Below are 25,512 nucleotides of genomic sequence, written 5' to 3'. Positions count from 1 at the left end.
ATCCAGGTTCGCGGTTCGCCGAGCCGCTGCCTGAGAAAAAAAGCCGATCGGGAGATCGGTTTTTTTTCGGCCAGCGTATTCAGTAAGTGACCGTGACAGTGACTGTATCGGTATAGGTTCCGGCCGGCTTGTTCTGGCTCCCCGGCACCCGTCCATAGGACGTGTAATGGCGGGTGGTCGGCGCCACCAGGATCACATAGCTGTCGCTTACCGTCTGGGTGCCTGCGGTGCCGTCGCCCCAGACTATCGACCGCGCCGTGTCGGTGAACATATTGTAGTTGAGGAAATTGGCGCCGGAAGTCAGCTTGCGGTTGGCATAGGTGCCGGCTCCGGTGCTGACCGAAATGGTATAGCTGCCGAGTCCGAGCACCAATGCGGAGCAGGTGACGGCAATGTCGCCGGTACTGTCCGAGTTGGTGCTGCCAGGCGATGCATAGGCGGGAAACACGATGCCGGTGGTGGCAACCGTGCAAGTGGCAAGCAGCGCATGCGCGCTTGGCGGCAGCGCCAGGATAGCAGCAGCCGCCAGCCATTTCAGAGCAGGTTTCATTTCATCTCCTGAGCGCAAACATAGGGTCCCAGCACCGGCATGATGGCGGCCTGCGGCGGCGCTGCGATCTCGAAGCGGCAGCGTATGCCGGAGCCGTTGTCGCGCACCACGACTTCGGCCGGATAGTCGATCTCGGGTATGAAAACCTGCCCGCGCAAAGCCACTTCCTGCGCCGTGGTGTCGTGGTTGACATACACCCTGGTGCCGGTGGCCAGCGGTTTGTTGCTTTGGTCGACCAGGGTCAGGGTTGCGCTGCGGTTCTGCTGCGCGCTGAATTTCAGCAGGCTGCCGGTGCGATAGCCGGGCGTCACCGATTTCTGTGCCAGGTCGAGCGTCATCGACAGCGGCAGCCTGGCGTCGTCCAGCGCAACCGTGTTGGATTCGTAGGGAACCAGGCGCGGCACGAAGCCGACACCGTATTTGTCAGTCTGGCCGACCTTGATATTGTTGGCATAGATATCGATAGGCTGCTCGACCGGCACCTCCACCATGGCGAAACTCTGGTCCAGCCAGCGCGTTGCGCGCACATGGCCGCCGAGCAGGGCGATACCGCCGCGCGCTTCCAGCTGCAGGTTGTTTTGCCCGTCCACGCGGTTGGCGTTGAGCATGTATTCGCCGGTGGTGCCGATGTAGTTGGCGCCTATGTCTTCGCCGCCGTTGTCAAACAAGGCCTTGCGTGCGCGGTAGCCCCAGCCGCCTTCCTGCGGCGCGGTTTGCTGGTATTCGGTGCTGAAGTATTTGCTGCCTTGCTGGCCGCTGGCCACCACTTGCAGGAAACTCTGATGCTCCAGCGGCATGACCCAGACCAGATTGGCGGACAGCTGGCGATCCTGTGTCAGCGATTTCAGCAAGCCGATGCTGATGCTGCCGTTCTGGCGCAAGTTGAAATTCAGGCCGGCGTTGATTGCGCGCACGTTTTCCTGGCCGCGGTTGACCTGGCTCAGGTAGCCGATCGCCGCATTGGTGCGCTCCCCCAGCGAGACGTTGGCCTGCGCCTGGATCTGCTGGGCCGGCGCCAGGATGTCGTCGGCCAGGCCCAGCTGCCAGAAGCGCGGGCCGGCAGTCTGGGCGCGCAGGGTCAAGGCATATACGCTGCCCTGGCGGTCGAACTGCAGGTATTGCTGGGTGTCGTTGCCGCGTTCCGAATTGCTGGCAGCCAGGCCGCCGCTCAGCAAGCCGATATCGCTGACGGCGACGGCCGCGCCGACTGCCAGCGACTCGCGGCCGCGCATGATTTCGCCATGGCCTTCGACGGTGCTGCTGTTGCTGACGCCGTAACGTACGGTGCCGGAGCTGAACACCCGGCCGTAGTCGCTGTCCTTGCTGCCGAAATTGTCGCGCAGCGCGCCGACTTCGTAAGAGACATCCTTGCTGCCTTGGCGCAGCAGCTGGGCGCTGGTGATGTAGCCCTGGGTATAGACCTGCTGGCGCCCGAGCACATCGTGCACCACCATCTGCACATTGCCCTGGCCGGCATACACCGGCAGGTTGTTGATGGTGAACGGGCCGGTATCGACCGGCTGCTTGAGGCGCAGGATATTATCCACGTAGATGTCGACTACGGAGGGCGCCGCCGCGGTGCCGCTGAACGCCGGCAGCGGGATCGCCTGGTAGCCTGGGATGGTCGAGAATTTGGTGCGCCACTGGAGGCCTCCGAAATATACCTGGCGCGACAGGGCGCTGCCGCCGGTAATGCTGTCGCCGACCACCAGGGTCGCCTGCTGTAGCGGAAAATCCCGCGTGTACTGGCTGTCGAGCCGGAACAGCGAACGCTGGCCGGTCAGGTCCTGGCCGACGAAGCGGCTGGTGTAGATGCCGCCGCCGCTGAACACGCCCAGTTCCGCCAGGCCGGAGAGATTGGTCTGGTCCTGGCCTTGGCCCTTGGCGTAATTAATGTCGTAATTCAGGAAAGCGCCGGTTTCCGCGGCTTGCAGCAGCAAAGGCTGATGCAAGCCAAGGTTGAATGCCGAATCGGTGAAAGCGCTTGGAGGCGCATGGATATTCAATGTCTGCGTGCTGGCCTCGATTTCGGCGCGCACGCCAGGTAGCGCCGCCAGCGGATAATAATTTTGCTGGTGGCTGCTGACGGCAGCGACATCCGGCAAGCGCAAGCGCGCCTCGTTTAACAACTGCGCCGGCACGATAATGCCGTCGGCTGCAGTGCGCACAATCAGCGCTGCATCCGTCAATTTCCTGTCGTTGACGGTCACCGCCAATATGATTTCCTGTTCTGTCACTGACTTGTCAGCTGCTGCCAGAGCCGGGATGTGACACGCGATCAGGCTAGCGGCTAGATACTTGGTCAGCCTCCAGCATGAGATGTTCTTCAATCTCGCCCTTGTCTGTCTGAATTTGCAGCCGGACCGCGCCGGCACGGATCTTCCCATTCGCCAGGGACCATTGCTTGTGCTGTCCAGGCAATACGTAGGCAGGCGTGCTGATCTGCAGGCCGTCTCCGCTGTCGCCGTTGCTCAGCGTATTGTTCAGCTGGATATGGATGATCTTGCTATGGACGTTGCCGTCGTTGGCTGCCACCAGCACCAGGCCGCCGCTTTCCCGCTTCAGTTGCCAGGAAATCTTTTCCTGCTTGTTCTTGGGCACGATGAAGACCGGGATGCTGATTCGCAGCAGGGTCTTCAAGCCTGGCGCCTGCGGCCCGCTGGGCGGCACTTCGTCGATCAGCAGGCGGTAGCTTTTTTCAGTGGTGGACGTCATCGGATGGCGCACGCCGAAGCGCAGGAACTGGGTTTGTCCCGGCTCTATCGAGAAGATCGGCGGATTCAGCAGCAGGGCGTCGGTATCCGTCAGCACTTCCTGGCGGCCATCGGTGCTCCAGTCGACCGCGCCGACCTGTATGCGCACCGGTTCGTCGCCGGTGTTCCTGACCTGCAGCACGCCGGAAGCGCGCTCAGCACTCAGGTCGAAACCTATCGGATTGACGTTGAATGAGGCTGCGTCTGCATCTTGTGCAAAAACCATGCACAAGACAAAAGCAAGAGAAAGAGCAGGCCATTGCTTCAGCTTGAGCATCGTCGGCCGCCTTAAAAAGTGACGGTAGCGACTACGGTATCTATATAAGTCGCTGCCTTGACGGACTGGCCGGATGGCACCCGCGCATAAATCGTGGTTGGCGTGGCGCTGCCGGTGGCGGTCACGGCGACAGGCGCAGTGGCTACCGTATTGCCCCAGGTGACGGTGCGGCCGGAGTCGGAGAACAGGCCATAGTTGAGGAAGGCCGGAGTGCCGCCGCCGCTGCTCAGGCGCCGCAGCGGCACGGCATCGGTCGAACCGGTATTGGCGTTGGCTCCCTGTCCCAGCGTAATCACCGGCGAAGCACCGATGGTGCAGGTGGTGGTGACGCTGGCGGTGATGTCCTGGTTGGTGGTGGCATTGGTGACGATAGGATCGTAGGTCGTCGTGAAGCCAAGGGTGGAAATACTGCAATTATTGGAAATGGTGACCGTGTTGGTCATGGTGGCGGTAGCGGTGGCCGCCGCCGCGCCGCCACAGACTGTTGCTGATGCGATAAGCAAAATGCTGTTCCAAACAAACCTTTTCATGACAAATCTCCCGATTGACATTTTTGTATTGTGGAAACCCAAGCGATCGCTTGGACATTTGTTAATGATCGGCATCCTCTCTATTATATTTTCCTTGTGGAAATATTTTCTTTTGTTCATATTGGCGTCATAGGGAAGGCACGTCAAGACATTTTGTTTTTTTGTAAAAAAGTAGAGGTCTTGTGTGTCTTGAGATTGCTGTCAACAAATGTATTTTTTGACGGGATTTTATTGTTGTCTTTTAAATACATTAATAATGAGATGGTTGCATCCGCAGCCCGCCTCCAGCAGAAAATGCATTCACCAAATTCACCAATTTCGGCCAGCGGGAATTTTATGCCGGCATGAACCGGCACAGCCGGGCAGAGCTTGGCGCACCACCCACCTCCGATGTCATTGCGCGCATGCAGTTTTAGCGCGAAACCCTGCTGGCGCGCGGCGTGGCCGTGCATCAGATCCGGCAGGAAGTGTTCGGCCCGTCCTTGCTGCAGCACTTGCAATAGCGCAGCGCAGGCCGATGATGACGCATCGCATTTCAATGTGGTAATGTTTCACTCCTAAAAATTTATTATTGATAGGGAAGACGATGCGAATTCATTGGCTTTTTGCAGCACTGCTGGTGCCGGGCATGGCGCTGGCGGCGGAGGGGATGTGGACCTTGGACAATTTGCCGAAGGCGAAGATGCAGGCCGAATACGGGTTCACCCCGAGCGAAGGCTGGATCAAGCGCACCATGCTGGGCTCGGCGCGGATTGCCGGCGGCTGCTCAGCATCGTTTGTTTCGAAAGACGGGCTGGTGATGACCAATCACCATTGCGCGTCCGAGTGCCTGGACCAATTGTCGACCGCAAAAAAGAACCTGATCACGGACGGCTATTTGGCCAAGGGCCGCGAACAGGAACTGAGCTGTCCGGAAATCGAATTGAACCGGCTGGAGCAGATCACTGACGTCACTACCGAAGTCAAGAATGCGACCGCGGGCCTGGACGGTGCGGCATTCAAGAATGCGCAGAACGCTGTCAAGGCCAAGCTGACTTCAGCCTGCGTCGGCAACGACAAGGAAACCGTGCGCTGCGACGTCGTCGACCTGTATCACGGCGGCCAGTACCAGGTTTACAAATATCATCGCTTCCAGGACACGCGCCTGGTGTGGGCGCCGGAAAAAGCCGCGGCTTTCTTTGGCGGCGATCCGGACAATTTCAACTTCCCGCGCTACGACCTCGACATTACCTTGCTGCGCGCATATGAAGGCGGCAAGCCGGCCAAGATCGAAAACTATTTCCCGTTCAGCAAAAGCGGAGCGCAAGAGGGCGAAATGGTATTCGTGACCGGCCAGCCGGGTTCGACGCAACGCCAGCTGACCGTGTCGCAGCTGACTACCTTGCGCGACCTGACGCTGGTCAACAACCTGATCCGGCTGGCGGAAATGCGCGGCGTGCTGGAGCAATACAGCAAGAACAGTCCGGAAGCGGCGCGTAACGCCGAGCACGCCTTGTTCGGCGTGGAGAATGCCTACAAGGCGTTTCGCGGACGCCTGAGCGCCTTGCAGGATCCTGCGCTGATGAAACAGAAGCAGGATGAGGAAACTGCCTTGCGCCAGTTCGTGGCCAAGCAGCCGGCGCTGCAAGCCAAGGTCGGCGGCGCCTGGGACGCCATAGCGGCGGCGCAGCAAGCGTATCGCCAGATCGAAGCGCCTTACGGCCTGATCGAAGGCGGCCGCGGTTTCTCCAGCAAGTATTCCAGCTATGCACGGGCCCTGGTGCGCGGTGCGGAAGAGCGCGCCAAGCCGAACGGCGAACGCTTGCCGGAATATGCCGACGCCAAGCTGCCGGAACTGGAACAAGAGTTGTTTTCCACCGCACCGGTATATCCGGAATACGAAAAAGTGATGCTGTCGCTTTCACTCACCAAGCTGCGCGAGATGCTTGGCACCGATGATCCATTTGTCAAGCAGGTGCTCGGCAAGCAGTCGCCTGACCAGCTCAGCGCGGCCTTGATCGATCACACCAAGCTGGGCGATCCGGCGGTGCGCAAGGCGCTGTGGCAGGGCGGCAAGGAAGCGATCCTGAAATCCGACGATCCGTTCATCAAACAGGAACTGGCGCTTGATCCGGCTGCGCGCGCCATCCGCGCACGCTACGAGAAAGAAGTGGATTCCGTGCAGCAGAAGAATTCCGAGCTGATCGCACAGGCGCGTTTTGCCCAGCAAGGCACCAGCGCTTATCCGGACGCTACGTTCACCCTGCGCCTGTCATATGGCGAAGTCAAGGGATGGCAGGAAGGCGACAAGAAGATCCCGCCGTTCACCACGATCGGCGGCGCCTTCGAGCGTGACACCGGTGCCGATCCGTTCGCCTTGCCTGCTTCCTGGCACGCTGCCAAGAGCAAGCTGAACCTGGCGCAGCGCTATAATCTTGCCACCACCAACGACATCATCGGCGGTAATTCCGGCAGCCCGATGATCAATCGCAACGGTGAAATCGTCGGCCTGATTTTCGATGGCAACATCCACTCGCTGGGCGGCGCATTCTGGTTCGATCCGCGTGACAACCGCTCGATCGCCGTACATAGCGGCGCTATCCTGGAAACGCTGGGCAAGGTCTATGGCGGCACTGACCTGGTCAAGGAAATCCAGGCGCATTGAAACCACGCTGGCCTGGCGCAACTGCGCCAGGGACAGTGAATTTGTATCTATAATGAATCCCTCCTGGCGCTACCGCCAGGAGGGATTTTTCATTGCATCTGTCCGGCAGCGATTTCGGCCGAGTGATTGTCATGGAAGGAGAATGATTTTGGAAATGCTTAGCCTGGGGCTGCTGCTCTTTATCGGCCTCCATCTGATACCCGTTGTACCGCCCCTGAAAGCGCAGCTGGTCCGCGTCTTCGGTGAAAACCGGTACAAAGGGCTGTTCGCCTTGCTGGCGGCGCTGGGGCTGATCCTGATCGTGGCCGGCTACGCCAGGGCGCCGCACGGAGCCAGCTTGTTCCCGTCCTCGGTGGGCGCCATCCATGCCGCGCCGCTGGCGATGGTGCTCAGCTTCATCCTGTTTGCCGCCGCCAATATGAAAAGCCATATCCGGGCCTGGGTAAAACACCCGATGCTGCTGGGGCTGGCGATCTGGGCGCTGGTGCATTTGCTGGCGAACGGACATGCCAAGGCGACGCTGCTGTTTGCCGCTTTCCTGGCTTTCGCCGTGATCGACTTGTTTTCCGTGATTCAGCGCAAGAGCTACAAGCCATTTGTCCCGGCTGTGAAGTTCGATGTGATTGCGTGTGTCTCGGGCCTGCTGCTGGCTTTGCTGGTGATGACATTCCATCGCCAGCTGATGGGGGTGGCGGTGGTGCCCTGGGGCGCATGACATCGAGTCAGGTACGCGTGCGCGGCCCGACCTGTCAACGTTCCTGCAGCAGCTGGTTCAGCACCAGCCTGACTTCCGGGATCAGTTCGCTGGCAGTCAGGCCGACCGGGCCGATCCCTTGCGCTACCAGCTGGTCGGCTGCGCGGCCGTGCAGCCATGCCGCTGCCAGCGCCGCTTCCCACTGCGGCCAGCCCTGCGCCAGCAAAGCGCCGCAAATGCCCGACAAGACGTCGCCGCTGCCGGCGGTGGCGAGGGCAGGGTTGCCGGTTGAATTGACCACCGTTGAGCCATCGGCGCGGGCGATGATGGTGCCGGCGCCTTTCAGCACGACTACCGCATTGAAACGGCGCGCCATGGTGCGGGCGGCGGCGACACGGTCGGCCTGGATATCGCTGGTGCTGACGCCTAGCAGGCGGGCGGCTTCCAGGGGATGCGGCGTCATCAGTACGGCATGCTGGCGCTGCGCCGCTCGCGCTTGCAGTTGCGGCTGACGCGCCAGCAGGTTCAGGGCATCGGCGTCCAGCACCAGCCAGCTGAGCGCATCCAGCGCGCGCGTCAGCAAGGCCAGCGCGGCGTCGGCCATGCCGAGGCCGGGGCCGACCACCAGCACCGCCGAGGAAAAATCGAGGTCGGCGGCGTGGCGGCACATGAGTTCCGGCTGTGCGCTGTCGTAGGCCGGCGGATTCTCCGGAAAACCGACAAACACCCGTCCGGCGCCGCACTTGGCGGCGGCGCGCGCCGCCAGGATCGGCGCCCCGGCCATTCCCGCAGCGCCGCCTATCACGGCGACGTCGCCGAAACTGCCTTTGTGCGAATTGCGGCGGCGCGGCCGCAGGTATTCGCTAAACAGTCCTGGCTGGCTTAGCCACATGTGCGGCGCGGGGAAATGGCTGTCGGCGATGGCTAGTGTCGCGACTTCAACTTTGCCGGCGTAATCGGGACCGTCGCCGGTATGCAGGCCGGCCTTGTCGGCGATGAAGGTGATGGTATGGCTGGCCTTGACTGCAATGCCGGCAGCGCCGCCCACTACGGTGCCGGTGTCGGCGTTCAGTCCGCTCGGCAGGTCCAGCGCCAGCACCGGGCAGGCCATCGCATTGACGGCTTGCACCAGGCTGCGCCAGTCGCCGTCCAGCGGCCGGCTCAGGCCGATGCCGAACAAGCCGTCTATCACCAGGGACCATTGGCTGCTGTCGATCTCGGCAAACTGCTCGGGCGGCATCAGGTGCACGCCGTGGCGCTGGGCGCGGGCCAGCGCCACGGCCGCGTCAGCCGGCAGTTGCGAGGGAACGGCCTTGAGCAGCACCACCACTTCGGCGCCGGCCTCGGCCAGGCCGGCGCCGGCTTCGAGGGCGTCGCCGCCGTTGTTGCCGGGGCCTGCCAGCACCAGGATGGCAGAGGTGTGGGGCGGGCCGGGGAGTATGCGTAAAGCAGCTTGCGCCGCCGCCTGGCCGGCGCGCTGCATCAGGCTGTAAGGCGGCAGCGCGCGCAAGGCTGCCTGTTCGATGTTGCGGATTTCGGCAACGGGATAGATCACGCTCATGGTGTGTTGTCCGTTAGCGGGAGCCACGGCTCCCGGAAGCTTCCAGCATATCGCAAAAGAAACGCCGGCCTCGGTGTACTTCTGTGTCAGCGATAGCGCGCCACTGTCAAACCGTCCAGGTCAATCTCGGGCAGCCGCCCGCAGACTTGGTCGGCCAGCACTTTGGCGGCGCCCAGCGCCATGCTCCAGCCCGAACCGCCGTGGCCGATATTGACAAACACGTTGCTGGCGCCGGTATGGCCGACTAGCGGCACTTCGTCGGCCAGCATCGGCGTGTGGCCGCACCAGAAACTGGCGCTATTGAAATTGGCGGCGTCGGGAAACCAGTCGTGCGCCACTTTCAGCAGCGTACGCATGGCCTTGTCGTCGAGCGTCATGTCCTGGGCGCCGAACTCGGCAATTCCCGCCAGGCGGATGCGGTCGCCGATACGCGCCATGGTGACCTGGTAACTGCCATCCAGCAGCGCCGTCTGCGGCGCGACTTCGTAATTTTTTACGGCGGCGGTGGCGGTATAGGTCTTGATCGCGTGCAGCGGCAAGCGCAGGCCGAGCGGTTTCAGCAGCTGGGCGCTGGCGCTGCCGGTAGCGCACACCACGGCGTCGGCCAGCAGCACGTTGCCGTCTATATGCAAGGCGACTTGCGCACCTTGCGGCACGATGGCGGAGACCTTGCTGTCGAAATGAAACTGCACCCCCAGTCCCTGCAGGATGGCTTTCAGCTGTTTGGTGAACAGGGTGCAATTGCCGGAACCGAGGTCGGGGAAATACAAGCCGCCGGCCAGTTTGCCGGCGCCGGCCAAGGCCGGTTCCTGCAGCCGCGCGCCAGCCTCGTCGAGCAGCTGGTGCGCGACGCCGCATTCGGTCAGCAATTCACGGGTAGGAGTCAGCGCCGCCAGTTCCGCTTCGCTGCGAAACAGGCGCAGCAAGCCGGGGCTCTGTTCAAAGTCGAGCTGGAAATGCTGTTGTATCCGCTCCAGCAGGTCCTGGCTGTAAGAGGCCAGCCTTTGCATCTGGTGGGTATGGGAGCGAAACCGCTGGATCTCGGATTCGGCGATCCAGCGCCGCATCCAGCGCCACAGCGCGGGATTGAAACGCGCGTTGAGCACGTTCGGCGCTTCCTGGTTGAACATGCCGGCCAGGATCTTGCGGCGCATGCCGGGTACGGCCCACGGCAGCGCCGCGCCGGCCGACAAGATGCCGGAATTGCCGAGCGTAGACTGCTCTGCGACGTTGCTGCGTTGTTCGACTACGGCAACCTGATGCCCGGCTTCGGCCAGAAAATAAGCGCTGCAGACTCCCATCACGCCGCCGCCGATAACCACGATTTGTTTCTGTGTCTGCTGCTGTATCACTATTGTTCTCAAGGGGTTCTGCGCGGCACGACGCGTTGCAGGCGATCAGAATGATACCTTGAATTACTTGATAAGAGGACAGCAGAACGCACAATTACCTCGTCCTCGGCGGTTTAGTCAAGGCAGGCCGGAGCCATGCATGCGCGCCTCGTGTCTGCGCGAATGTGCACTTGAGCCTGGGCCTGCCCAAGGCGGCTACAACTTAAATGCGCCGACGTCATATGCCTTGCTGTAGGTCTGCCAATCCTTGCGCACTTGCGCCGCGCAATCCTGGGCCGCATCCAGCAATTGCTTTTTCCATTTCTTGCTTTCTCCGAAGGCGATCAGTTCATCGGCAATCGCCGATCCCTGGCGGCCGGCGCTGCGCAATTGCGCCCAGGCGACGATATTGCCCATGACCGTCATGACTTGCTGGATTTCAGCCAGGGTATGGCGCGGCTGCTTGAGCGCGACCCGGTCTTCGCTGGGTTGCAGCCCGCGCAGCACATAAGCGGTCTTGCCCAGCATGACCGGCTGCAGGAATGCCATCGACACCGCCTGGCAGCGCCGCTGCAGCGACACCACGCGCTGCGCCTGGTTCAACCATTTGGGCTGGGGCACCTTCAAAAAAGGCGCCAATGACGACGGCAAGGTCTGCTTCAAGTCAAGCAGGTAATTGCCATCCGGCGAACCCTTGCCCTGCACCAGGATGGTGTAGCGGTCGACGCCCAGGCTGCCGGTGCCGGCGATGCGGCGCGCCACATCCAGCACCTTGTAGAAATCCGGATTAGCTTGTTCGGCGGCGAAGCGTTTCATGAATGCAGTGACTTTCGCGCGCTGCTTGTCGGAAGCCGGCAGCGCTTTCTTGCCATCTGCGTTCAGCACGCGCAGCTTGCCTTTGCGTACCGTGCGGGCATTCAGGTAATCGGCGCGCTGCCGGCCGCGCAAGCTGTTCAGCAAGTCGCCGACCATGCCTTGCGCAGTATCGCGCTCGACCCAGCGCGGTTTACCCAGCGTCAAGGCGGCGCCGTAGGCGTCGATGAAGCTGCGGCACAAGAGCCGGCTATCGGCGGGTCCGTCGGGTGCAGCGTCGGCCGCAATCAGTACGCTGGTCAGCAGCCGCACCAGTTCCCAGCTGACCGGCGCCAGCGCGGCCTCGTCGAAATCGTTGAGGTCGAAATAAGCCAGGCGGTTATCGCCCTTGTAGCTGCCGAAATTTTCCAGGTGCAGGTCGCCGCAGATCCAGGCCAGCGGCGCAGAACGCATCACGCCGCTTTGCGGCAGGCGCTCATAGAACAGGTGGCAGGTCCCGCGCAGGAAGGTGAAGGGATCGTTGCGGATATTCTTGTATTTCAACTGCAGCCGCTGCGGATCGCGGCCTGCATTGTATTCCTGGATGCGCTTTACTACATTCACCATGGCACGCCTCTTGAGGATGGGATCGGTTGCTTCGGAGCTGTGCCAATCTTACTGCATCATCTTGACAAAATGCTGACAACGATGATGCGGCTTCCTCAGGGGCTGCCCTTGTTTACCAGACCCGGTACACACGCCCGGTCTGTGCGCCTTCGACGCTGCGGCTGTAAGCCTGGGCGACGCGGCTCGCGGGTGCTGCCTCGAAACCGTAGAAGAACGGGCCGTAGACCTCCAGCGACTCTTCCAGCACGGTCGGATTGACGACATTGATGCGGATGCCGCGCTTGAGTTCGATCGCGGCGGCGCGCACAAAGCCGTCCAGCGCCGCATTGACGGTGCTGGCGTTGACGCCTTGCAGGATAGGTTCGTCGCTGAGGATGCCGCTGGTGAGCGTGATCGAGCCGCCATCGTTCAGGTGATGCTGGGCCACCAGCGCCAGGTTGATCTGGCCCATCAGCTTGTCGCGCAAGCCGATTTCGAATTTCTCCGGCGTCAATTCCTGCAGCGGGCCGAAGTGCAGCTTGCCGGCGGTCGAGACGATCGCGTCGATCTTGCCGATTTTTGCAAACAGGCCTTCGACGCTGCGGATGTCGGTGATGTCGACCTGGTACTGGCCGCTGCTGTTGCCGACCTGGATGATTTCATGGCGGCCGGCCAATTGTTTGACGACTGCCTTGCCGATAGTGCCTGTAGCGCCGATAACTGCGATTTTCATGGTGTGCTCCGCAAAAGATAAGTAAGGAGTAAATAAGGAGATAGATCCGACCTTCATTATGATTGCTTCTTTATGGTGGATAAATAGCGTAATATTCCTATTACTTGAAACCAATAGTGCGTAATTGGACATATGGACAGACTGACCAGCATGCAAATTTTCGTCCGCGTGGTCGAAAAAGGCGGTTTTTCCGCGGCGGCGGAAGAAGCCCGGATTTCACCCACCATGGTGGGCAAGCACGTGCGCCAGCTGGAAGAACAGCTCGGCGTGCGGCTGTTGAACCGTACTACGCGCCGCCAGAGCCTGACCGAGATCGGCCAGTTGTACTTTGAGCGCTGCAAGCAGGCCTTGCTGGAAATCGAGGCGGCTGACGCTTCGGTCAAGCAGATGCAGCTGTTGCCGCGTGGCGTGTTGCGGGTGACCGCGCCCGCCACCTTCGGTGGCCAGATGCTGGCTGCCGTGGTGCGCGCCTACCTGGAGCGTTATCCCGATGTCGAACTCGACCTGTCCCTGAATGACCGCGTGGTCGACCTGGTGGAGGAGGGCTTCGAGGTGGCGATCCGGATTGGCGCGCTGCCCGATTCGACCCTGGTGGCGCGGCCTTTGCAGCCATACCGGGCGCTGGTGTGCGCGGCGCCGGAATACCTGGCGCGTTGCGGTACGCCGCAGACGCCGCAGCAATTGCGCGGCCACAACTGCATGAGTTTCGTCCATGGCAACCATTACAACCGCTGGCGCTTTTCCAGGGACGGCGTCGAACAGGAGATAGAAGTGCACGGCAACTTCCGCGCCAACAACGGCCTGGCCCTGCGCACCGCCGCCCTCAACGGCATCGGCATCATCATGCAGCCGGAAGCCCTGCTGTGCGGCGAAATTGCGGCTGGACGGCTGCGGCGCCTGCTGGGTGGCTATGAACTGGAGCACCGCCCCATGCACATCGTGGTGGCCTCCAACCGCAAGATGACGCCCAAGCTGACATCGTTCATCGAGTTCGTGGTCGAGCATTTCGGCCGCGACGCCGGATCATTCAAAGCGCCGGATTAAGGCCCCGTTAGCGCGGCGAACTGCGCGCGCAGGAAGGCCAGCAAGGCGCGCAGCGAGGGCGACATGCTGCTGCGGTGCGGATACACCATGCTGAGCGGGGTTTCTTCGCCCACGAACTGTTCCAGGATGATTTCCAGGCGGCCGTCGGCCACGTCCTGCCGCACATCCAGCCACGATTTATAGGCGATGCCGATGCCGGCGATCGCCCAGGCGCGCGCAATGGCGGCGTCGTCGGTCATGCGGTCGCCGCGCACCTTGACGTCGACCGCAGTCTTGCCGGAGTAAAAGCGCCAGTTGTTGAACAGGCCGTGCTGCAGGTAATACAGCAGGCAGTTATGGCTTGCCAGGTCTTTTGGCACGGCTGGCCTGCCGTGCCGGGCCAGGTAGGAGGGCGCCGCTACCGCCACCCGGCGGCTGGGGGCCAGTATCTGTGAGACCAGGGTCGAGTCGTCCAGCGGACCGTAGCGGAAAGCGACATCGACCGGATCGCGGAACAGGTCCACCACGCGGTCGGAAAACTGCAGCGACAGGGTGACCTGCGGATGGTTTTCCTGGAAGGCGTCGAGCCAGGGCAGCAGCACATTGCGGCCGACATCGGACGGCATCGACAGCCGCAGGTGGCCGCTCACAGGGCCGCCGGCGGTGAGCAGGGCCTGGCCTTCCTGCAGCAGGGCCAGCGCCTGCCGGCTGTATTCCAGGAACAAGGTCCCCTCCGGCGTCAGCCGCATGCTGCGGGTCGAGCGCACGAACAGCCTGGCGTTGAGCTGCTGCTCCAGCCGCTTCAGGCTGGCGCTGGCGGTGGCCGGCAGCAGGTCGAGCTGGCGCGCTGCATTCGACAGGCTGCCGAGGTCGGCGGTGTGAATGAAAAGCTGGAGGTCGGTGGTTGAATACATTATCAAACTTTGATTGAAAGTGAATCAAATATCAGGCTATTTATAAAATAATTCAACATTATCATAATGATTGTCATTAGACCGGATTCATAGTGAATCTGTCGTTATCCTCAGGAGTCCGTAAATGAAAGCCATCGCCTTAACCCAATACCTGCCTATCGACAACCCCGAATCGCTGCTCGACGTCCAGCTCGACAAGCCGGCGCCGCAGGGCCGCGACCTGCTGGTCGAGATCAAGGCCATCGGCGTCAATCCGGTCGACGTCAAGGTGCGGGCGCCCAAGGACACCATCGAAAAAAAGCCGCGCGTGCTGGGCTGGGATGCCGCCGGCGTAGTGCAGGCGGTCGGGCCTGAGGTGAGCCGTTTCAAGGTCGGCGACCGGGTGTTTTATGCGGGCGATATCACCCGGCCCGGCAGCAACAGCGAATTCCAGCTGGTCGACGAACGCATCGTCGGCAACATGCCGCAATCGCTGTCTTTCGAGCAGGCCGCCGCCTTGCCGCTGACCACGATCACCGCCTGGGAAGCATTGTTCGAGCGCCTGCATGTGCCGCCCGCAGCGGCTGCGTCGGCCAAATCCATCCTGATCATAGGCGGCGCCGGCGGTGTCGGCTCGATTGCGATCCAGCTGGCGGTCAAGGTCGCCGGCCTGAAGGTGATCGCCACGGCATCGCGGCCCGAGTCGGAAAAATGGGTGCGCGAACTGGGTGCGCAACATGTCATCAACCATTTCGGCGACCTGCCGGCGCAGCTCAAGCAGCAAGGCTTCGACAACGTCGACTATGTGCTGATCCTGAACGACACCGACCGCCATTTCCCGGCCGCCGCCGCAGCAATAGCCCCGCAAGGCATGATCTGCACCATCGTCGAAAACGATGCGCCGCTTGATGTCAGCTTGCTGAAAGCCAAGAGCGCCGGCTTCATCTGGGAATTCATGTTTACCCGCTCGATGTTCCAGACTGCCGACATGCAGCAGCAGGGCAACCTGCTGGACCAGGTGGCGCGCCTGATCGACAAGCAGGTGATTGTCACCACGGTGAATCAGGTCTTGTCGCCGATTAACGCCGCCAACCTGCGGTTAGCCCACGCCACGCTGGAAGGCGGGCGGGCGATTGGCAAGATCGTCCTCAAGGACTTCTAAGGCTAAAATTGTCTTAATTGCAACGATGAGCCGGGGACGCTTGCGCGTGTTTGGCCCATTGCGCCTTTTACGCGTTGCGGCAAGGTGATTTTGTCATCAGTTCAGGGGGCGGCAGGCGGGGCAGCACTGTATAATGACGGCTTCTGATTTAACCCGCAGCCACGCTGCATCAACTCCCCCCACGCCATGTTGATTTTGCCCGGTTCCAACGCCCTTCCTGCCTTCCGTTCCCAACGTCTTCTAGCCCAGTTACAAGCGATCGACAGCAATGTCGTCGAAGTGACAGGGCGTTTCGACCATTTTGTCGACGCTTCGACTGCACTCAGCGAGGACGATATCGGCCGCCTGAACGCCTTGCTGACCTACGGCGATCCGTTCACCGCGGGCGACGGCGGCGAAGAGTTCATAGTGATCCCGCGTTTCGGCACCATTTCGCCGTGGGCCAGCAAAGCCACCGACATCGCCCATAACTGCGGCATGGCGCATATCAAGCGCATCGAACGCGGTATCGCCTACCAGGTCAAGCTGAAGAGCGGTTTGCTGGGCGGCGCCAAGAAGCTCAACGACGACAGCGTGCGCGCCATCGCCGACGTGCTGCACGACCGCATGACCGAAACCGTATTGCGCAGCGCCGAACAGGCGGCCGGTCTGTTCCGTGAGCTGGACGCCAAGCCGCTGGCCTTCATCGACCTGCTGGCAGGCGGCAAGGCAGCGCTGGAACACGCCAACAGCGAACTGGGCCTGGCGCTGTCGGATGACGAGATCGATTATCTGCTGAACGCTTTCACCAGCGCCAAGCGCAATCCGACCGACGTCGAGCTGATGATGTTCGCGCAAGCCAACAGCGAACATTGCCGCCACAAGATTTTCAACGCCGACTGGATCATCGACGGCGCAGCGCAGGACAAGTCCTTGTTCGCGATGATCAAGAACACCCACCAGCTGGCGCCCAAGGGCACCATCGTCGCCTATAGCGACAACTCGTCCATCATCGAAGGCGCCACTGTGTCGCGCTTCTATGCACGCGGCGCCGCCGAAGGCAATACGTACCGTGCTTCGGATGAGCTGACGCATATCTTGATGAAGGTCGAGACGCACAACCATCCGACCGCGATTTCACCGTTTCCTGGCGCCTCCACCGGCGCCGGCGGCGAGATCCGCGACGAAGGCGCGACCGGCCGCGGCGCCAAGCCGAAGGCTGGCCTGACCGGCTTTACCGTATCCAACCTGTTGTTGCCGGATGCGCAGCAAGCCTGGGAGAATTCGGCTGACGTCACCGTCGCCGGCCAAGGCGACGCAGCAGCGTACAGCAAGCCGGAGCGCATCGCTTCGGCCTTGCAGATCATGATCGACGGCCCGCTCGGCGGCGCCGCTTTCAACAACGAATTCGGCCGTCCCAACCTGGGCGGTTATTTCCGCACGTATGAGCAGAATGTTGGCGGCAATGTGCAGGGTTACCACAAGCCGATCATGATCGCCGGCGGCATCGGCAGCATTTCCGACAAACACACCAAGAAGAACGAGCTGCCGGTCGGCAGCCTGCTGGTGCAGCTGGGCGGTCCCGGCATGCGCATCGGCATGGGCGGCAGCGCGGCGTCGTCGATGGCGACCGGTTCCAACACGGCGGACCTGGATTTCGATTCGGTCCAGCGCGGCAATCCGGAAATGGAACGGCGCGCGCAGGAAGTCATCAATGCCTGCTGGGCCATGGATGACAAGAATCCTATCCTCTCCATCCACGATGTCGGCGCCGGCGGCTTGTCGAACGCCTTCCCGGAAATCACCAACGACGCCAAGCGCGGTGCGATTTTCGACTTGCGCAAGGTGCCGCTGGAAGAAAGCGGCATGGCGCCCAAGGAAATCTGGAGCAATGAATCGCAGGAACGTTATGTCCTGGCGATTGCACCGGAAAGCCTGCCGCTGTTCGAATACTTCTGCCAGCGCGAGCGCTGCCTGTTTGCCGTGGTCGGCACCGCCACCGAAGAGCGCCAGTTGAAGGTCATCGATCCACAACACGACAATAACCCGGTCGACATGCCGATGGATGTCTTGCTCGGCAAGCCGCCAAAAATGCTGCGTGACGTCAAGCACGTCGATCCGGTGCTGCCGGCGGTCGACCTGACCGGCATGGACCTGCTGGAAGTTTCGCAGCGCGTGCTGAAACTGCCGGCAGTGGCTGACAAGTCCTTCCTGATCACCATCGGCGACCGCACCGTGGGCGCGACTTCGGTGCGCGACCAGATGGTCGGCCCATGGCAGATCCCGGTGGCCGACTGCGCGGTAACCAGCATGAGTTTCGAAGGTTACCTGGGCGAAGCAATGGCGATGGGCGAGCGCACTCCGCTGGCGGTCATCAACGCCGCCGCATCGGGTCGCATGGCGGTGGGCGAAGCCTTGACCAATATTGCCGCGGCAGCGATTGCCGATATTTCCGACGTCAAGCTGTCCGCCAACTGGATGGCCGCCTGCGGCCAGCCTGGCCAGGACGCAGCCTTGTTCGATACCGTCAAGGCGATCGGCATGGAGCTGTGCCCGGCGCTGGGCATCAGCATCCCGGTCGGCAAGGATTCGCTGTCGATGCGCACTACCTGGAAAGATGAGGGCCAGGCCAAGGCCGTGACTTCACCGGTGTCGCTGATCGTTTCCGCCTTTGCGCCGGTAAGCGATGTGCGCCGCTCATTGACGCCGCAGCTGCGCACCGATCTCGGCGACACCGCCATCATCCTGGTCGACCTTGGCCGCGGCAAGAACCGCATGGGCGCCTCGGCGCTGACCCAGGTGATGCAGCAGATCGGCAATGAAACGCCGGATGTCGACAGCGCGCAAGACCTGAAAGCTTTCTTCGCCGCCATCCAGCAACTCAACAGCGAACAGAAACTGCTGGCCTACCATGACCGTTCCGACGGCGGCTTGTTTACTTCCTTGTGCGAGATGGCGTTCGCCGGCCACAGCGGCTTGTCGATCAATCTCGACATCCTGACCATGGAAAGCGAGCATGCAGCCGACTGGGGCGATTCCAAGAACTGGACCGGCCAGGTAGCCGAGCGCCGCAACGAACTGACCTTGCGTGCATTGTTCAGCGAAGAACTGGGTGCGGTGCTGCAAGTGCGCGCCGAGCAGAAGTCCGACGTCATGAACGTGCTGCGCAGCTTCAACCTGGGCGCCTGCAGCCACATCATCGGTAAACCGAACATGCGCGACGTCATCGAATTCAGCCGCGACGCCAAGACCATCTACAGCCAGCCCCGCATCGCCCTGCAGCGCCTGTGGAGCGAAACCAGCTGGCGCATCGCCCGCCTGCGCGACAATCCGGCCAGCGCCGATGCCGAATACGACCGCATCCTGGATGCGGCCGATCCTGGCATCACGCCAAAGATACCATTCGACCAGCAAGACAATATCGCCGCGCCTTTCCTCAACCTGGCGGCCAAGCCGCGCGTGGCGATCTTGCGCGAGCAGGGCGTCAATTCGCATGTCGAGACTGCTTACGTGATGCACCAGGCCGGTTTCTCGGCGGTCGACGTCCACATGAGCGACCTGATCGCCGGCCGTGCCAGGCTGGACGATTTCAAGGGTTTCATCGCCGTCGGCGGTTTTTCCTACGGCGACGTGCTGGGCGCTGGCGAGGGCTGGGCCAAGACCATCCTGTTCAACACCAAGCTGGCCGAGCAGTTCTCGCTGTTCTTCCAGCGCGGCGACACCTTTGCGCTCGGCGTCTGTAACGGTTGCCAGATGATGAGCAACCTGAAAGCCATCATTCCAGGCGCCCAGGCGTGGCCGAAGTTCACCCGCAACAAGTCGGAGAAATTCGAAGCGCGCTTCTCCATGGTGCAGGTCGAGTCGTCGCCATCGATCTTCTTCCAGGACATGGCCGGCACCCAAAGCGCCATCGCCATCGCCCATGGCGAAGGTTTCGCCGATTTCTCGCAAACCGGCGATATCCAGGAAGCGCTCGTGGCCATGCGCTTTACCGATAACAAGGGGCAGGTGACCGAAGCTTATCCGTACAATCCGAACGGTTCGCCGCAAGGCATCACTGCGGTGACCACGCCGGACGGCCGCTTCACGGTCTGCATGCCGCACGCCGAACGGGTGTTCCGCACGGTGCAGCAATCGTGGCACCCTGAGTCGTGGGGCGAGGATTCGCCATGGATGCGCATGTTCCGCAATGCGCGCAAGTGGGTGGGGTAATCTTTCTGTAACCTGCCTGGTCGAAGCAGGTGGAGCAGGGTGGGCAGGTTCTTTTGCCCACGCTGTATTCGCTCCTCGACGATCGGCGTTCTGCGTGGGCACAGGTACCCACCCTACATGACATAAAAAAAGCGCTCCGAGGAGCGCTTTTTTATTGACTGCGGTTTTGCTGCTGCCGGGGTCTTATTGCACCTTGGCTTTGGCGCGCAGATCAGCCTGGTAAGCTTGCAGCTTCTTCTGTTGCAGCGCTTCGGTGATTTGCGGTTTGACTTCAGCCAGGGTAGGGATCTTGGCTGCGCGTACTTCTTCCAGCTTGATCACGTGGTAGCCGAACTGGGTCTTGATCGGCGTTTCGGTCAGTTGACCTGGCTTCAAAGCCACCAGCGCGTCGGAGAAAGGCTTGACGAAAGAAGCTGGAGTCGCCCAGCCGAGGTCGCCGCCGTTGGCTGCCGAACCTGGATCTTTCGATTGCTTGGCCAGGTCTTCAAACTTGCCGCCGGCTTTCAGCTTGGTGATGATGGATTTTGCATCGGCTTCGTTTTCGACCAGGATGTGGCGTGCGTGATATTCCTTGTCGCCAGCCTGTGCCTTGAACTTGTCGTATTCAGCCTGGATGTCGGCATCCTTGATCGGGTTCTTCTTGACGAAGTCGGCAACCAGGGCGCGGATCAGGATCGACTGGCGGGCGATGTCGGCTTGCGCCTTGACGTCGGCGTTATTGCCCAGGCCCAGCTTGTCGGCTTCCTGGATCAGCACTTCACGGTTGATCAGTTCGTCCTTGACCATGTTGCGCAGTTCCGGGGTATCGGCCTGGCCGCCTTGTGCGGACAATTGCTTGACCATCATGTCGGCGCGCGACGAAGGGATTGCCTTACCATTCACGACTGCAAGGTTTTGTGCCATAACAGGCAATGTAGCAGCTGCAAAAAGTACCACCAGTAAACGTGAAGGTTTAAATGTCATTATCAAATCCTAAATTTGGGGGAGGTTGTTAATAAATCAATGCGAGGCAAAGGCAGAATAACTGAAGTATGTTTGAAGGGCAATTATTCTTTAAGATCACTATGTACATGCAGCTTAAGTTCCGCAGCTTTAGTTTCAGATGGTGCCAAGGCAGTGATAGCCAGTGCATGGATTTCTGTATGCATCATATCAGCCAAGCAATCATACACCAGCCTATGCCGATTTAAGCGGTTTTGGCCTTCAAAAACTGCGCAAACTATCCGTACTTTATAGTGTCCGCCGCCTGAGGCCGCGCCGGCGTGTCCCACATGCAGCGCCGACTCGTCCTCAACTATACATTCCAATGGTGCAAGTGTTGCTGTCAATTTGTTACGAATGGTATCAAGCCTTGGGTTCATCTGGGTCCTTGATGTATTTGGAGAGCAGGATGCTTTGGCCGATCACGAAAGCGAACATCAGTCCCATGCCGCCGAACAGCTTGAAGTTGACCCAGGTCGCGGTCGGGAAATTGAAGGCGATGTACAGGTTCAGGCAGCCCATGGCGATGAAGAAGGCGATCCAGGCAAAACCGACGCGTTGCCAGATCGGGTCGGGCAGGGCCAGCTGCTTTTCCATCATGGTGCGGATCAGGTTTTTCTTGAGCAGCAGCTGGCTGACCAGCAGCACCACCGCAAACGCCCAGTAGAGCACGGTCGGCTTCCATTTGATGAAGGTATCGTTATGGAAGTAGATGGTGGCGCCGCCGAACACGCAGATGATGAGCAGCGATACCCACAGCATCGCATCGACTTTTTTCCGGCGCAGCAGCAGGTAGCCGATTTGCGCCACCGTGGCGACGATCGCCACCGCGGTCGCCAGCAGCACCGGCGCTTGCGCCACTGTCACCACGCCGCCGGAGACAAAACCCGACAGGTACTGGCTGGCCAGCGCTTGCGCGGCATCGGCGTTGCCTTCGCTCCATTTGAAGATGCCGAAGAAAAGGATTACCGGGAACAGGTCGAACAGGAACTTCATGTGTGTTTTTGCTTTCAGTCAGGATAAATGATGGCCGGTGCTTCAGCCGGCCGGATCAAAACGCAGCGATGCCGAATTGATGCAGTAGCGCAGGCCGGTGGGCGGCGGCCCGTCCGGGAATACATGGCCGAGATGGGCGTCGCACACCTTGCATAAAATTTCAGTGCGCATCATGCCATGGCTGCGGTCAACGCGCTCTTCGACGTTGTCGGGATTGATGGCCTTGAAATAACTCGGCCAGCCGCAGCCGGAATCGAACTTGGCGTCCGATTCGAACAAGGGCGTGTTGCAGCACACGCAGGTATACACGCCGTGTTCGTGATGATCCCAGAACTTGCCGGTGAACGCCCGTTCGGTGGCGGCGTGGCGGGTCACCTCGTATTCCATCGGTTCCAGCTCGCTGCGCCATTCGGCGTCGGTTTTGATGACTTTGCTGCTCATATCGTTTGATCCAATCTAAGACGAACAACTGACTTCCAGTCCGCGTGCCCAGTCCGGCGGCAATTCGGCGTACTGTGCATGCTGCGGCTGTTCGTCAAACGGTTTTTCAAGAATCTGCTGCAGTTTCCTGACTTCCGAGAAGTCTTTCTCCTGGGCTCGTTCGATAGCTGTCTGCGCCAAATAGTTTCGCAATACGTATTTGGGGTTGCTTGCATCCATGACAAGCTTGCGGCTGTGATCCTGGCTGTTTTCCAGTTTCAGGCGCGCCCGGTATTGTAACGCCCAGGCGTCGAACGCTGCACGGTCGATGAACAGATCACGCAAGGCTTCGCTGCCGCTGCCGTCCAGGCGCAGATTGCCGAGCCGGCGGAAAAACAGGGTGAAATCGACGTGGCTGCCCTGCATCAGGGCAAACATGGCGTCCAGCAGCTTGTCGTCGGCGGGCTGGCGGGTCAACAAGCCAAGTTTGGCGTGCAGCAATTCATCCAGTTTTGCACCGTACAAGGCCTGGTAATTGCTCAGCGCAGCTTCGGTTTCCTCGACGCTGCCGATCAGCGGCAGCAGCGCCTGGCCTAGGGCGAAGCAGTTCCAGTGGCCGATCTGCGGCTGCTGGTTGTAAGCATAACGGCCCTGTTGGTCGGTATGGTTGCAGATATGGCGCGGGTCGTAAGCTTCCATGAAACCGAACGGGCCGTAATCCAGGGTCAGGCCGAGGATCGACATATTGTCGGTGTTCATCACGCCGTGCATGAAACCGACCGCCTGCCACTGCGCCATCAGATGGGCGGTGCGGCGGGTTACTTCGGCTAGCAGCGCCTGGCAGGGATTGGCGGCCGCCTGCAATTCCGGGTAAAAAGTGGCGATTACATAGTCGGCCAGGGTTTTCAGTTGTTCTGGGCGGTTGTTGTAATACCAGTGCTCGAACGAGCCGAAGCGCACGAAGCTAGGCGCCATGCGCGTCACCACCGCAGTGGTTTCCGGCCGCTCGCGCATCGCCAGCTGGTCCGAACCGATCACCGACAGCGCACGCGAAGTAGGAATGCCGAGCGCGGCCATGGCTTCCGAGCACAGGTATTCGCGGATCGACGAGCGCAGCACGGCGCGGCCGTCGCCCATGCGTGAATAAGGGGTCGACCCCGAACCCTTGAGCTGCAATTCCAGCCGTCCGCCGCCGCTGGCGGCAACGTCGCCCAGCAGGATGGCGCGGCCGTCGCCCAGTTGTCCAGCCCAGACGCCGAACTGGTGGCCGGAATAGACTGCCGCTAAAGGCTGCGAATCGGCGGCGGCGCGGTTGCCGGAAAAAATCTGGATGAAATCATCGCTGGTGCTTGCCGCCGGCGCCAGCCCGATCAGTTGCGCCGCCTGCTCGCTGGCGGCGACCAGATAAGGTGCAGGCAGCGGCGTCGGCGCCAGCTTGGTGTAGGCGGCGGGCGAGTCGGCAGATGCGCTGGCAAGTGAGTTGGCAAATGCGTTGGCGAAGCGCAGATGTTCGATTCCGGGCGCTTCGGGGAAAGCCAGGCGGTTGTTCATGACAGCGTTGATCCTGATGGCGAGAAGGGAAAGCTCAAGTATCGCACGGCTGCCCAACGCCTGTTTTATTCAGCCGAGACGAAGGCCCGGGCGGCCAGGGTCCTGGCATGGTCGCGAATGTCTATCTGCCAGGCCTCGCTCAATTCCTCGAAGCGCAGCTGGTCCCCGGCAAAAAAGGCACGTGTCGCTTCTTCAAAATTGACCTGGTTGCCGGCCATGGCCGACATGAAGCGGTAGGCCGATTCCTGCGCCTTGCGTACCTGGTCGCGCTCTTCGCTGCGGCGTTTTGCCTCCTCGACCAATTTGCGCAGCGCTACCGAAGCGCCACCCGATTGCTGGTTGAGCCAATCCCAATGACGCGGCAGCAGGGTGACCTCGCGGCCGACCACGCCCAGTTTAGGGCGTCCCGGGCCGCGCGCCGTTTCCGGTGCGCAGGGGGGATGTTCTGCCGCGGCAGCCACGGCTTCGGTCGCCGACAGGCGCTGCAATACCTGCTCGGCGCTGCCGCGGAAATCGACCTCGACCTGTTCGCTGGTGATGTCGTCGAAAATCAGGATGGTTGCCGCGTCGTTCCTGTCGAGCAGTTCTTTTGCTTTCAAGGCCACCAGCGCCAGCTGGCCGGAAGCGATGCGCTGGGCGCCGGCAAAAGCGATGACCGGGTGTGGGGTAACTGTGCTCATCTGTTTCTCATGGATTGTGTAGATTGATAAATATTACCCGGGTTTAATTTTGATGTCAATATTACCTTGGTAAAAATATCGAGCCTGCCGGTTCGTCGGCGGCCGGCGAACCGGTGGCCGGCAAACCGGTGGCCGGCAAACCGGTAGAATGCCGGACCGCCTATCGTTACCGCTTCATATAATCCCACGCAATGGAATTTACTTTCATCACTTTGCTGAACGGCCTCAGTTACGGCTTGCTGCTGTTCCTGTTGTCGTCGGGACTGACGCTGATTTTCAGCATGCTGGGTGTGCTGAATTTTGCGCATGCGAGTTTTTACATGCTGGGTGCTTATTTCGCCTATGCGATCAGTGTCAAGCTCGGTTTCTGGCCGGCGCTGCTGCTGGCGCCGTTGCTGGTTGCTCTGCTGGGAGCGCTGGTCGAGCGCTTCGGATTGCGCCATGTGCGGCGCCACGGGCAGGTGGCGGAGCTGTTGTTCACTTTTGGCCTTTCCTACGTCATCGTCGAACTGGTGCAACTGGCCTGGGGCAAATCGGCGCTGCCGTATGCGATACCAAAGCAGCTCGACGGCCCGCTGTTCACCTTTTATTCGACCACATTTCCCATCTGTCGCGGCTTCATGATGCTGCTGGCTTTGCTGGTCCTGCTAGCCGCGAGCTGGCTGCTGAAGCGTTCGCGCACTGGTTTGCTGATCCAGGCGGCTCTGACCCATCCGCAGATGGTCGAAGCGCTCGGGCACAACGTGCCGCGCATTTTTACCTTGGTATTTGCGGCCGGTTGCGGCCTGGCAGGATTGGCGGGAGTGGTGGGCGGCAATGCCTTTGTCACCGAACCGGGCATGGCGGCAGGGGTCGGCAGCATCATTTTTGTGGTGGTGGTGGTCGGCGGCCTGGGTTCGCTGCGCGGGGCATTCCTGGCCTCGCTGCTGATCGCTATCCTGCAGACTTATGCGGTGGCGCTGGATGTATCTCTGGCCGGCGGCCTGGCGCATTGGGGGGTAGTCCTCGATCCAGATGCAGCGGTCTACCCGCTGCTGCAACTGACACTGGCCCAACTGGCGCCGGTGCTGCCTTACCTGCTGCTGGTGCTAGTCATGCTGCTGCGTCCGCGCGGTTTGTCGGGGGTGCGCGACTGATGGGCAAA

The 25,512-nt window shown here is 61.0% G+C and carries 22 protein-coding genes; 6 read left to right on the top strand and 16 right to left on the bottom strand.

Features of this window, described 5'->3' with window-relative positions; translation table 11 throughout:
- Window positions 1–79: 79 nt before the first annotated feature.
- From CFter6_RS14270 to CFter6_RS14245, 5 genes are all read right to left on the bottom strand, one after another.
- Complete coding sequence (locus tag CFter6_RS14270) at window positions 80–550, bottom strand: spore coat protein U domain-containing protein (RefSeq protein ID WP_061540499.1); 471 nt, start codon at window positions 548–550, stop codon at window positions 80–82.
- On the bottom strand, window positions 547–2,787 hold the full coding sequence (locus CFter6_RS14265; protein WP_167351396.1) for a fimbria/pilus outer membrane usher protein: 2,241 nt from the start codon (window positions 2,785–2,787) through the stop codon (window positions 547–549). The genes CFter6_RS14270 and CFter6_RS14265 overlap by 4 nt, the downstream gene beginning before the upstream one ends.
- A gap of 46 nt (window positions 2,788–2,833) precedes the next feature.
- Window positions 2,834–3,529: a fimbrial biogenesis chaperone gene (locus CFter6_RS14260; RefSeq protein WP_061540497.1), complete on the bottom strand. Its 696-nt coding sequence runs from the start codon at window positions 3,527–3,529 to the stop codon at window positions 2,834–2,836.
- A 62-nt stretch (window positions 3,530–3,591) separates the two neighbouring features.
- The gene (locus CFter6_RS25140) at window positions 3,592–4,083 is read right to left on the bottom strand and encodes a spore coat protein U domain-containing protein (RefSeq protein ID WP_236904274.1); all 492 of its coding nucleotides are present in this window, start codon (window positions 4,081–4,083) and stop codon (window positions 3,592–3,594) included.
- Between the two features lie 170 nt (window positions 4,084–4,253).
- The gene (locus tag CFter6_RS14245; RefSeq protein WP_150118771.1) at window positions 4,254–4,649 is read right to left on the bottom strand and encodes a hypothetical protein; all 396 of its coding nucleotides are present in this window, start codon (window positions 4,647–4,649) and stop codon (window positions 4,254–4,256) included.
- Window positions 4,650–4,696: 47 nt separating this feature from the next.
- Between CFter6_RS14245 and CFter6_RS14240 the strand changes: the two genes are divergently transcribed.
- Together CFter6_RS14240 and CFter6_RS14235 are read left to right on the top strand one after the other, a co-directional pair.
- On the top strand, window positions 4,697–6,754 hold the full coding sequence (locus CFter6_RS14240; RefSeq protein WP_061540493.1) for a S46 family peptidase: 2,058 nt from the start codon (window positions 4,697–4,699) through the stop codon (window positions 6,752–6,754).
- Window positions 6,755–6,908: 154 nt separating this feature from the next.
- A complete protein-coding gene (locus CFter6_RS14235; RefSeq protein ID WP_236904676.1) occupies window positions 6,909–7,469 on the top strand; it encodes an NnrU family protein in 561 nt (186 codons plus the stop codon).
- A gap of 34 nt (window positions 7,470–7,503) precedes the next feature.
- Here CFter6_RS14235 and CFter6_RS14230 read toward each other — a convergent pair whose 3' ends face one another.
- From CFter6_RS14230 to CFter6_RS14215, 4 genes are all read right to left on the bottom strand, one after another.
- Window positions 7,504–9,009 (bottom strand): bifunctional ADP-dependent NAD(P)H-hydrate dehydratase/NAD(P)H-hydrate epimerase, encoded by a 1,506-nt coding sequence (locus CFter6_RS14230; RefSeq protein WP_061540491.1) that lies wholly within the window; start codon window positions 9,007–9,009, stop codon window positions 7,504–7,506.
- An 86-nt stretch (window positions 9,010–9,095) separates the two neighbouring features.
- Window positions 9,096–10,373 carry a D-amino acid dehydrogenase gene (locus CFter6_RS14225; RefSeq protein ID WP_061540490.1) on the bottom strand — a complete coding sequence of 426 codons (1,278 nt, stop codon included), beginning with the start codon at window positions 10,371–10,373 and terminating at the stop codon, window positions 9,096–9,098.
- A 183-nt stretch (window positions 10,374–10,556) separates the two neighbouring features.
- Window positions 10,557–11,759, bottom strand: coding sequence for a DUF2252 domain-containing protein (locus tag CFter6_RS14220; protein WP_061540489.1), 1,203 nt, complete (start codon window positions 11,757–11,759; stop codon window positions 10,557–10,559).
- Between the two features lie 112 nt (window positions 11,760–11,871).
- Window positions 11,872–12,471, bottom strand: coding sequence for a short chain dehydrogenase (locus CFter6_RS14215; protein WP_061540488.1), 600 nt, complete (start codon window positions 12,469–12,471; stop codon window positions 11,872–11,874).
- 132 nt (window positions 12,472–12,603) lie between these two features.
- Between CFter6_RS14215 and CFter6_RS14210 the strand changes: the two genes are divergently transcribed.
- A complete protein-coding gene (locus CFter6_RS14210; protein WP_061540487.1) occupies window positions 12,604–13,515 on the top strand; it encodes a LysR family transcriptional regulator in 912 nt (303 codons plus the stop codon).
- Here the strand turns inward: CFter6_RS14210 and CFter6_RS14205 are convergent.
- The gene (locus tag CFter6_RS14205) at window positions 13,512–14,408 is read right to left on the bottom strand and encodes a LysR family transcriptional regulator (RefSeq protein ID WP_061540486.1); all 897 of its coding nucleotides are present in this window, start codon (window positions 14,406–14,408) and stop codon (window positions 13,512–13,514) included. The genes CFter6_RS14210 and CFter6_RS14205 overlap by 4 nt on opposite strands.
- 124 nt (window positions 14,409–14,532) lie before the next feature.
- Between CFter6_RS14205 and CFter6_RS14200 the strand changes: the two genes are divergently transcribed.
- Window positions 14,533–15,549: a zinc-binding alcohol dehydrogenase family protein gene (locus CFter6_RS14200; protein ID WP_061540485.1), complete on the top strand. Its 1,017-nt coding sequence runs from the start codon at window positions 14,533–14,535 to the stop codon at window positions 15,547–15,549.
- A 186-nt stretch (window positions 15,550–15,735) separates the two neighbouring features.
- Window positions 15,736–19,740 (top strand): phosphoribosylformylglycinamidine synthase, encoded by a 4,005-nt coding sequence (gene purL, locus CFter6_RS14195; RefSeq protein WP_061540484.1) that lies wholly within the window; start codon window positions 15,736–15,738, stop codon window positions 19,738–19,740.
- Between the two features lie 183 nt (window positions 19,741–19,923).
- Here the strand turns inward: purL and CFter6_RS14190 are convergent, their stop codons facing one another.
- From CFter6_RS14190 to CFter6_RS14170, 6 genes are all read right to left on the bottom strand, one after another.
- The gene (locus CFter6_RS14190; RefSeq protein WP_041741900.1) at window positions 19,924–20,703 is read right to left on the bottom strand and encodes a peptidylprolyl isomerase; all 780 of its coding nucleotides are present in this window, start codon (window positions 20,701–20,703) and stop codon (window positions 19,924–19,926) included.
- An 83-nt stretch (window positions 20,704–20,786) separates the two neighbouring features.
- Window positions 20,787–21,101: a BolA family protein gene (locus tag CFter6_RS25135; protein ID WP_082814788.1), complete on the bottom strand. Its 315-nt coding sequence runs from the start codon at window positions 21,099–21,101 to the stop codon at window positions 20,787–20,789.
- A complete protein-coding gene (locus tag CFter6_RS14185; RefSeq protein WP_061540483.1) occupies window positions 21,085–21,717 on the bottom strand; it encodes a septation protein A in 633 nt (210 codons plus the stop codon). The genes CFter6_RS25135 and CFter6_RS14185 overlap by 17 nt, the downstream gene beginning before the upstream one ends.
- Window positions 21,718–21,759: 42 nt before the next feature.
- Window positions 21,760–22,158 (bottom strand): peptide-methionine (R)-S-oxide reductase MsrB, encoded by a 399-nt coding sequence (msrB, locus tag CFter6_RS14180; RefSeq protein ID WP_014006380.1) that lies wholly within the window; start codon window positions 22,156–22,158, stop codon window positions 21,760–21,762.
- A gap of 15 nt (window positions 22,159–22,173) precedes the next feature.
- Window positions 22,174–23,688 carry a protein adenylyltransferase SelO gene (locus CFter6_RS14175; protein ID WP_150118770.1) on the bottom strand — a complete coding sequence of 505 codons (1,515 nt, stop codon included), beginning with the start codon at window positions 23,686–23,688 and terminating at the stop codon, window positions 22,174–22,176.
- Window positions 23,689–23,753: 65 nt separating this feature from the next.
- The gene (locus CFter6_RS14170; protein WP_061540482.1) at window positions 23,754–24,368 is read right to left on the bottom strand and encodes a DUF2239 family protein; all 615 of its coding nucleotides are present in this window, start codon (window positions 24,366–24,368) and stop codon (window positions 23,754–23,756) included.
- 191 nt (window positions 24,369–24,559) lie between these two features.
- On the opposite strand from CFter6_RS14170, the gene CFter6_RS14165 reads away from it, so the two are divergent.
- Complete coding sequence (locus CFter6_RS14165; RefSeq protein ID WP_061540481.1) at window positions 24,560–25,504, top strand: branched-chain amino acid ABC transporter permease; 945 nt, start codon at window positions 24,560–24,562, stop codon at window positions 25,502–25,504.
- Window positions 25,505–25,512 lie beyond the last annotated feature (8 nt).

It is taken from the genome of Collimonas fungivorans (assembly GCF_001584145.1).
Lineage (GTDB): Bacteria > Pseudomonadota > Gammaproteobacteria > Burkholderiales > Burkholderiaceae_D > Collimonas > Collimonas fungivorans.
This window is presented reverse-complemented; position numbering and strand designations above follow the sequence as displayed.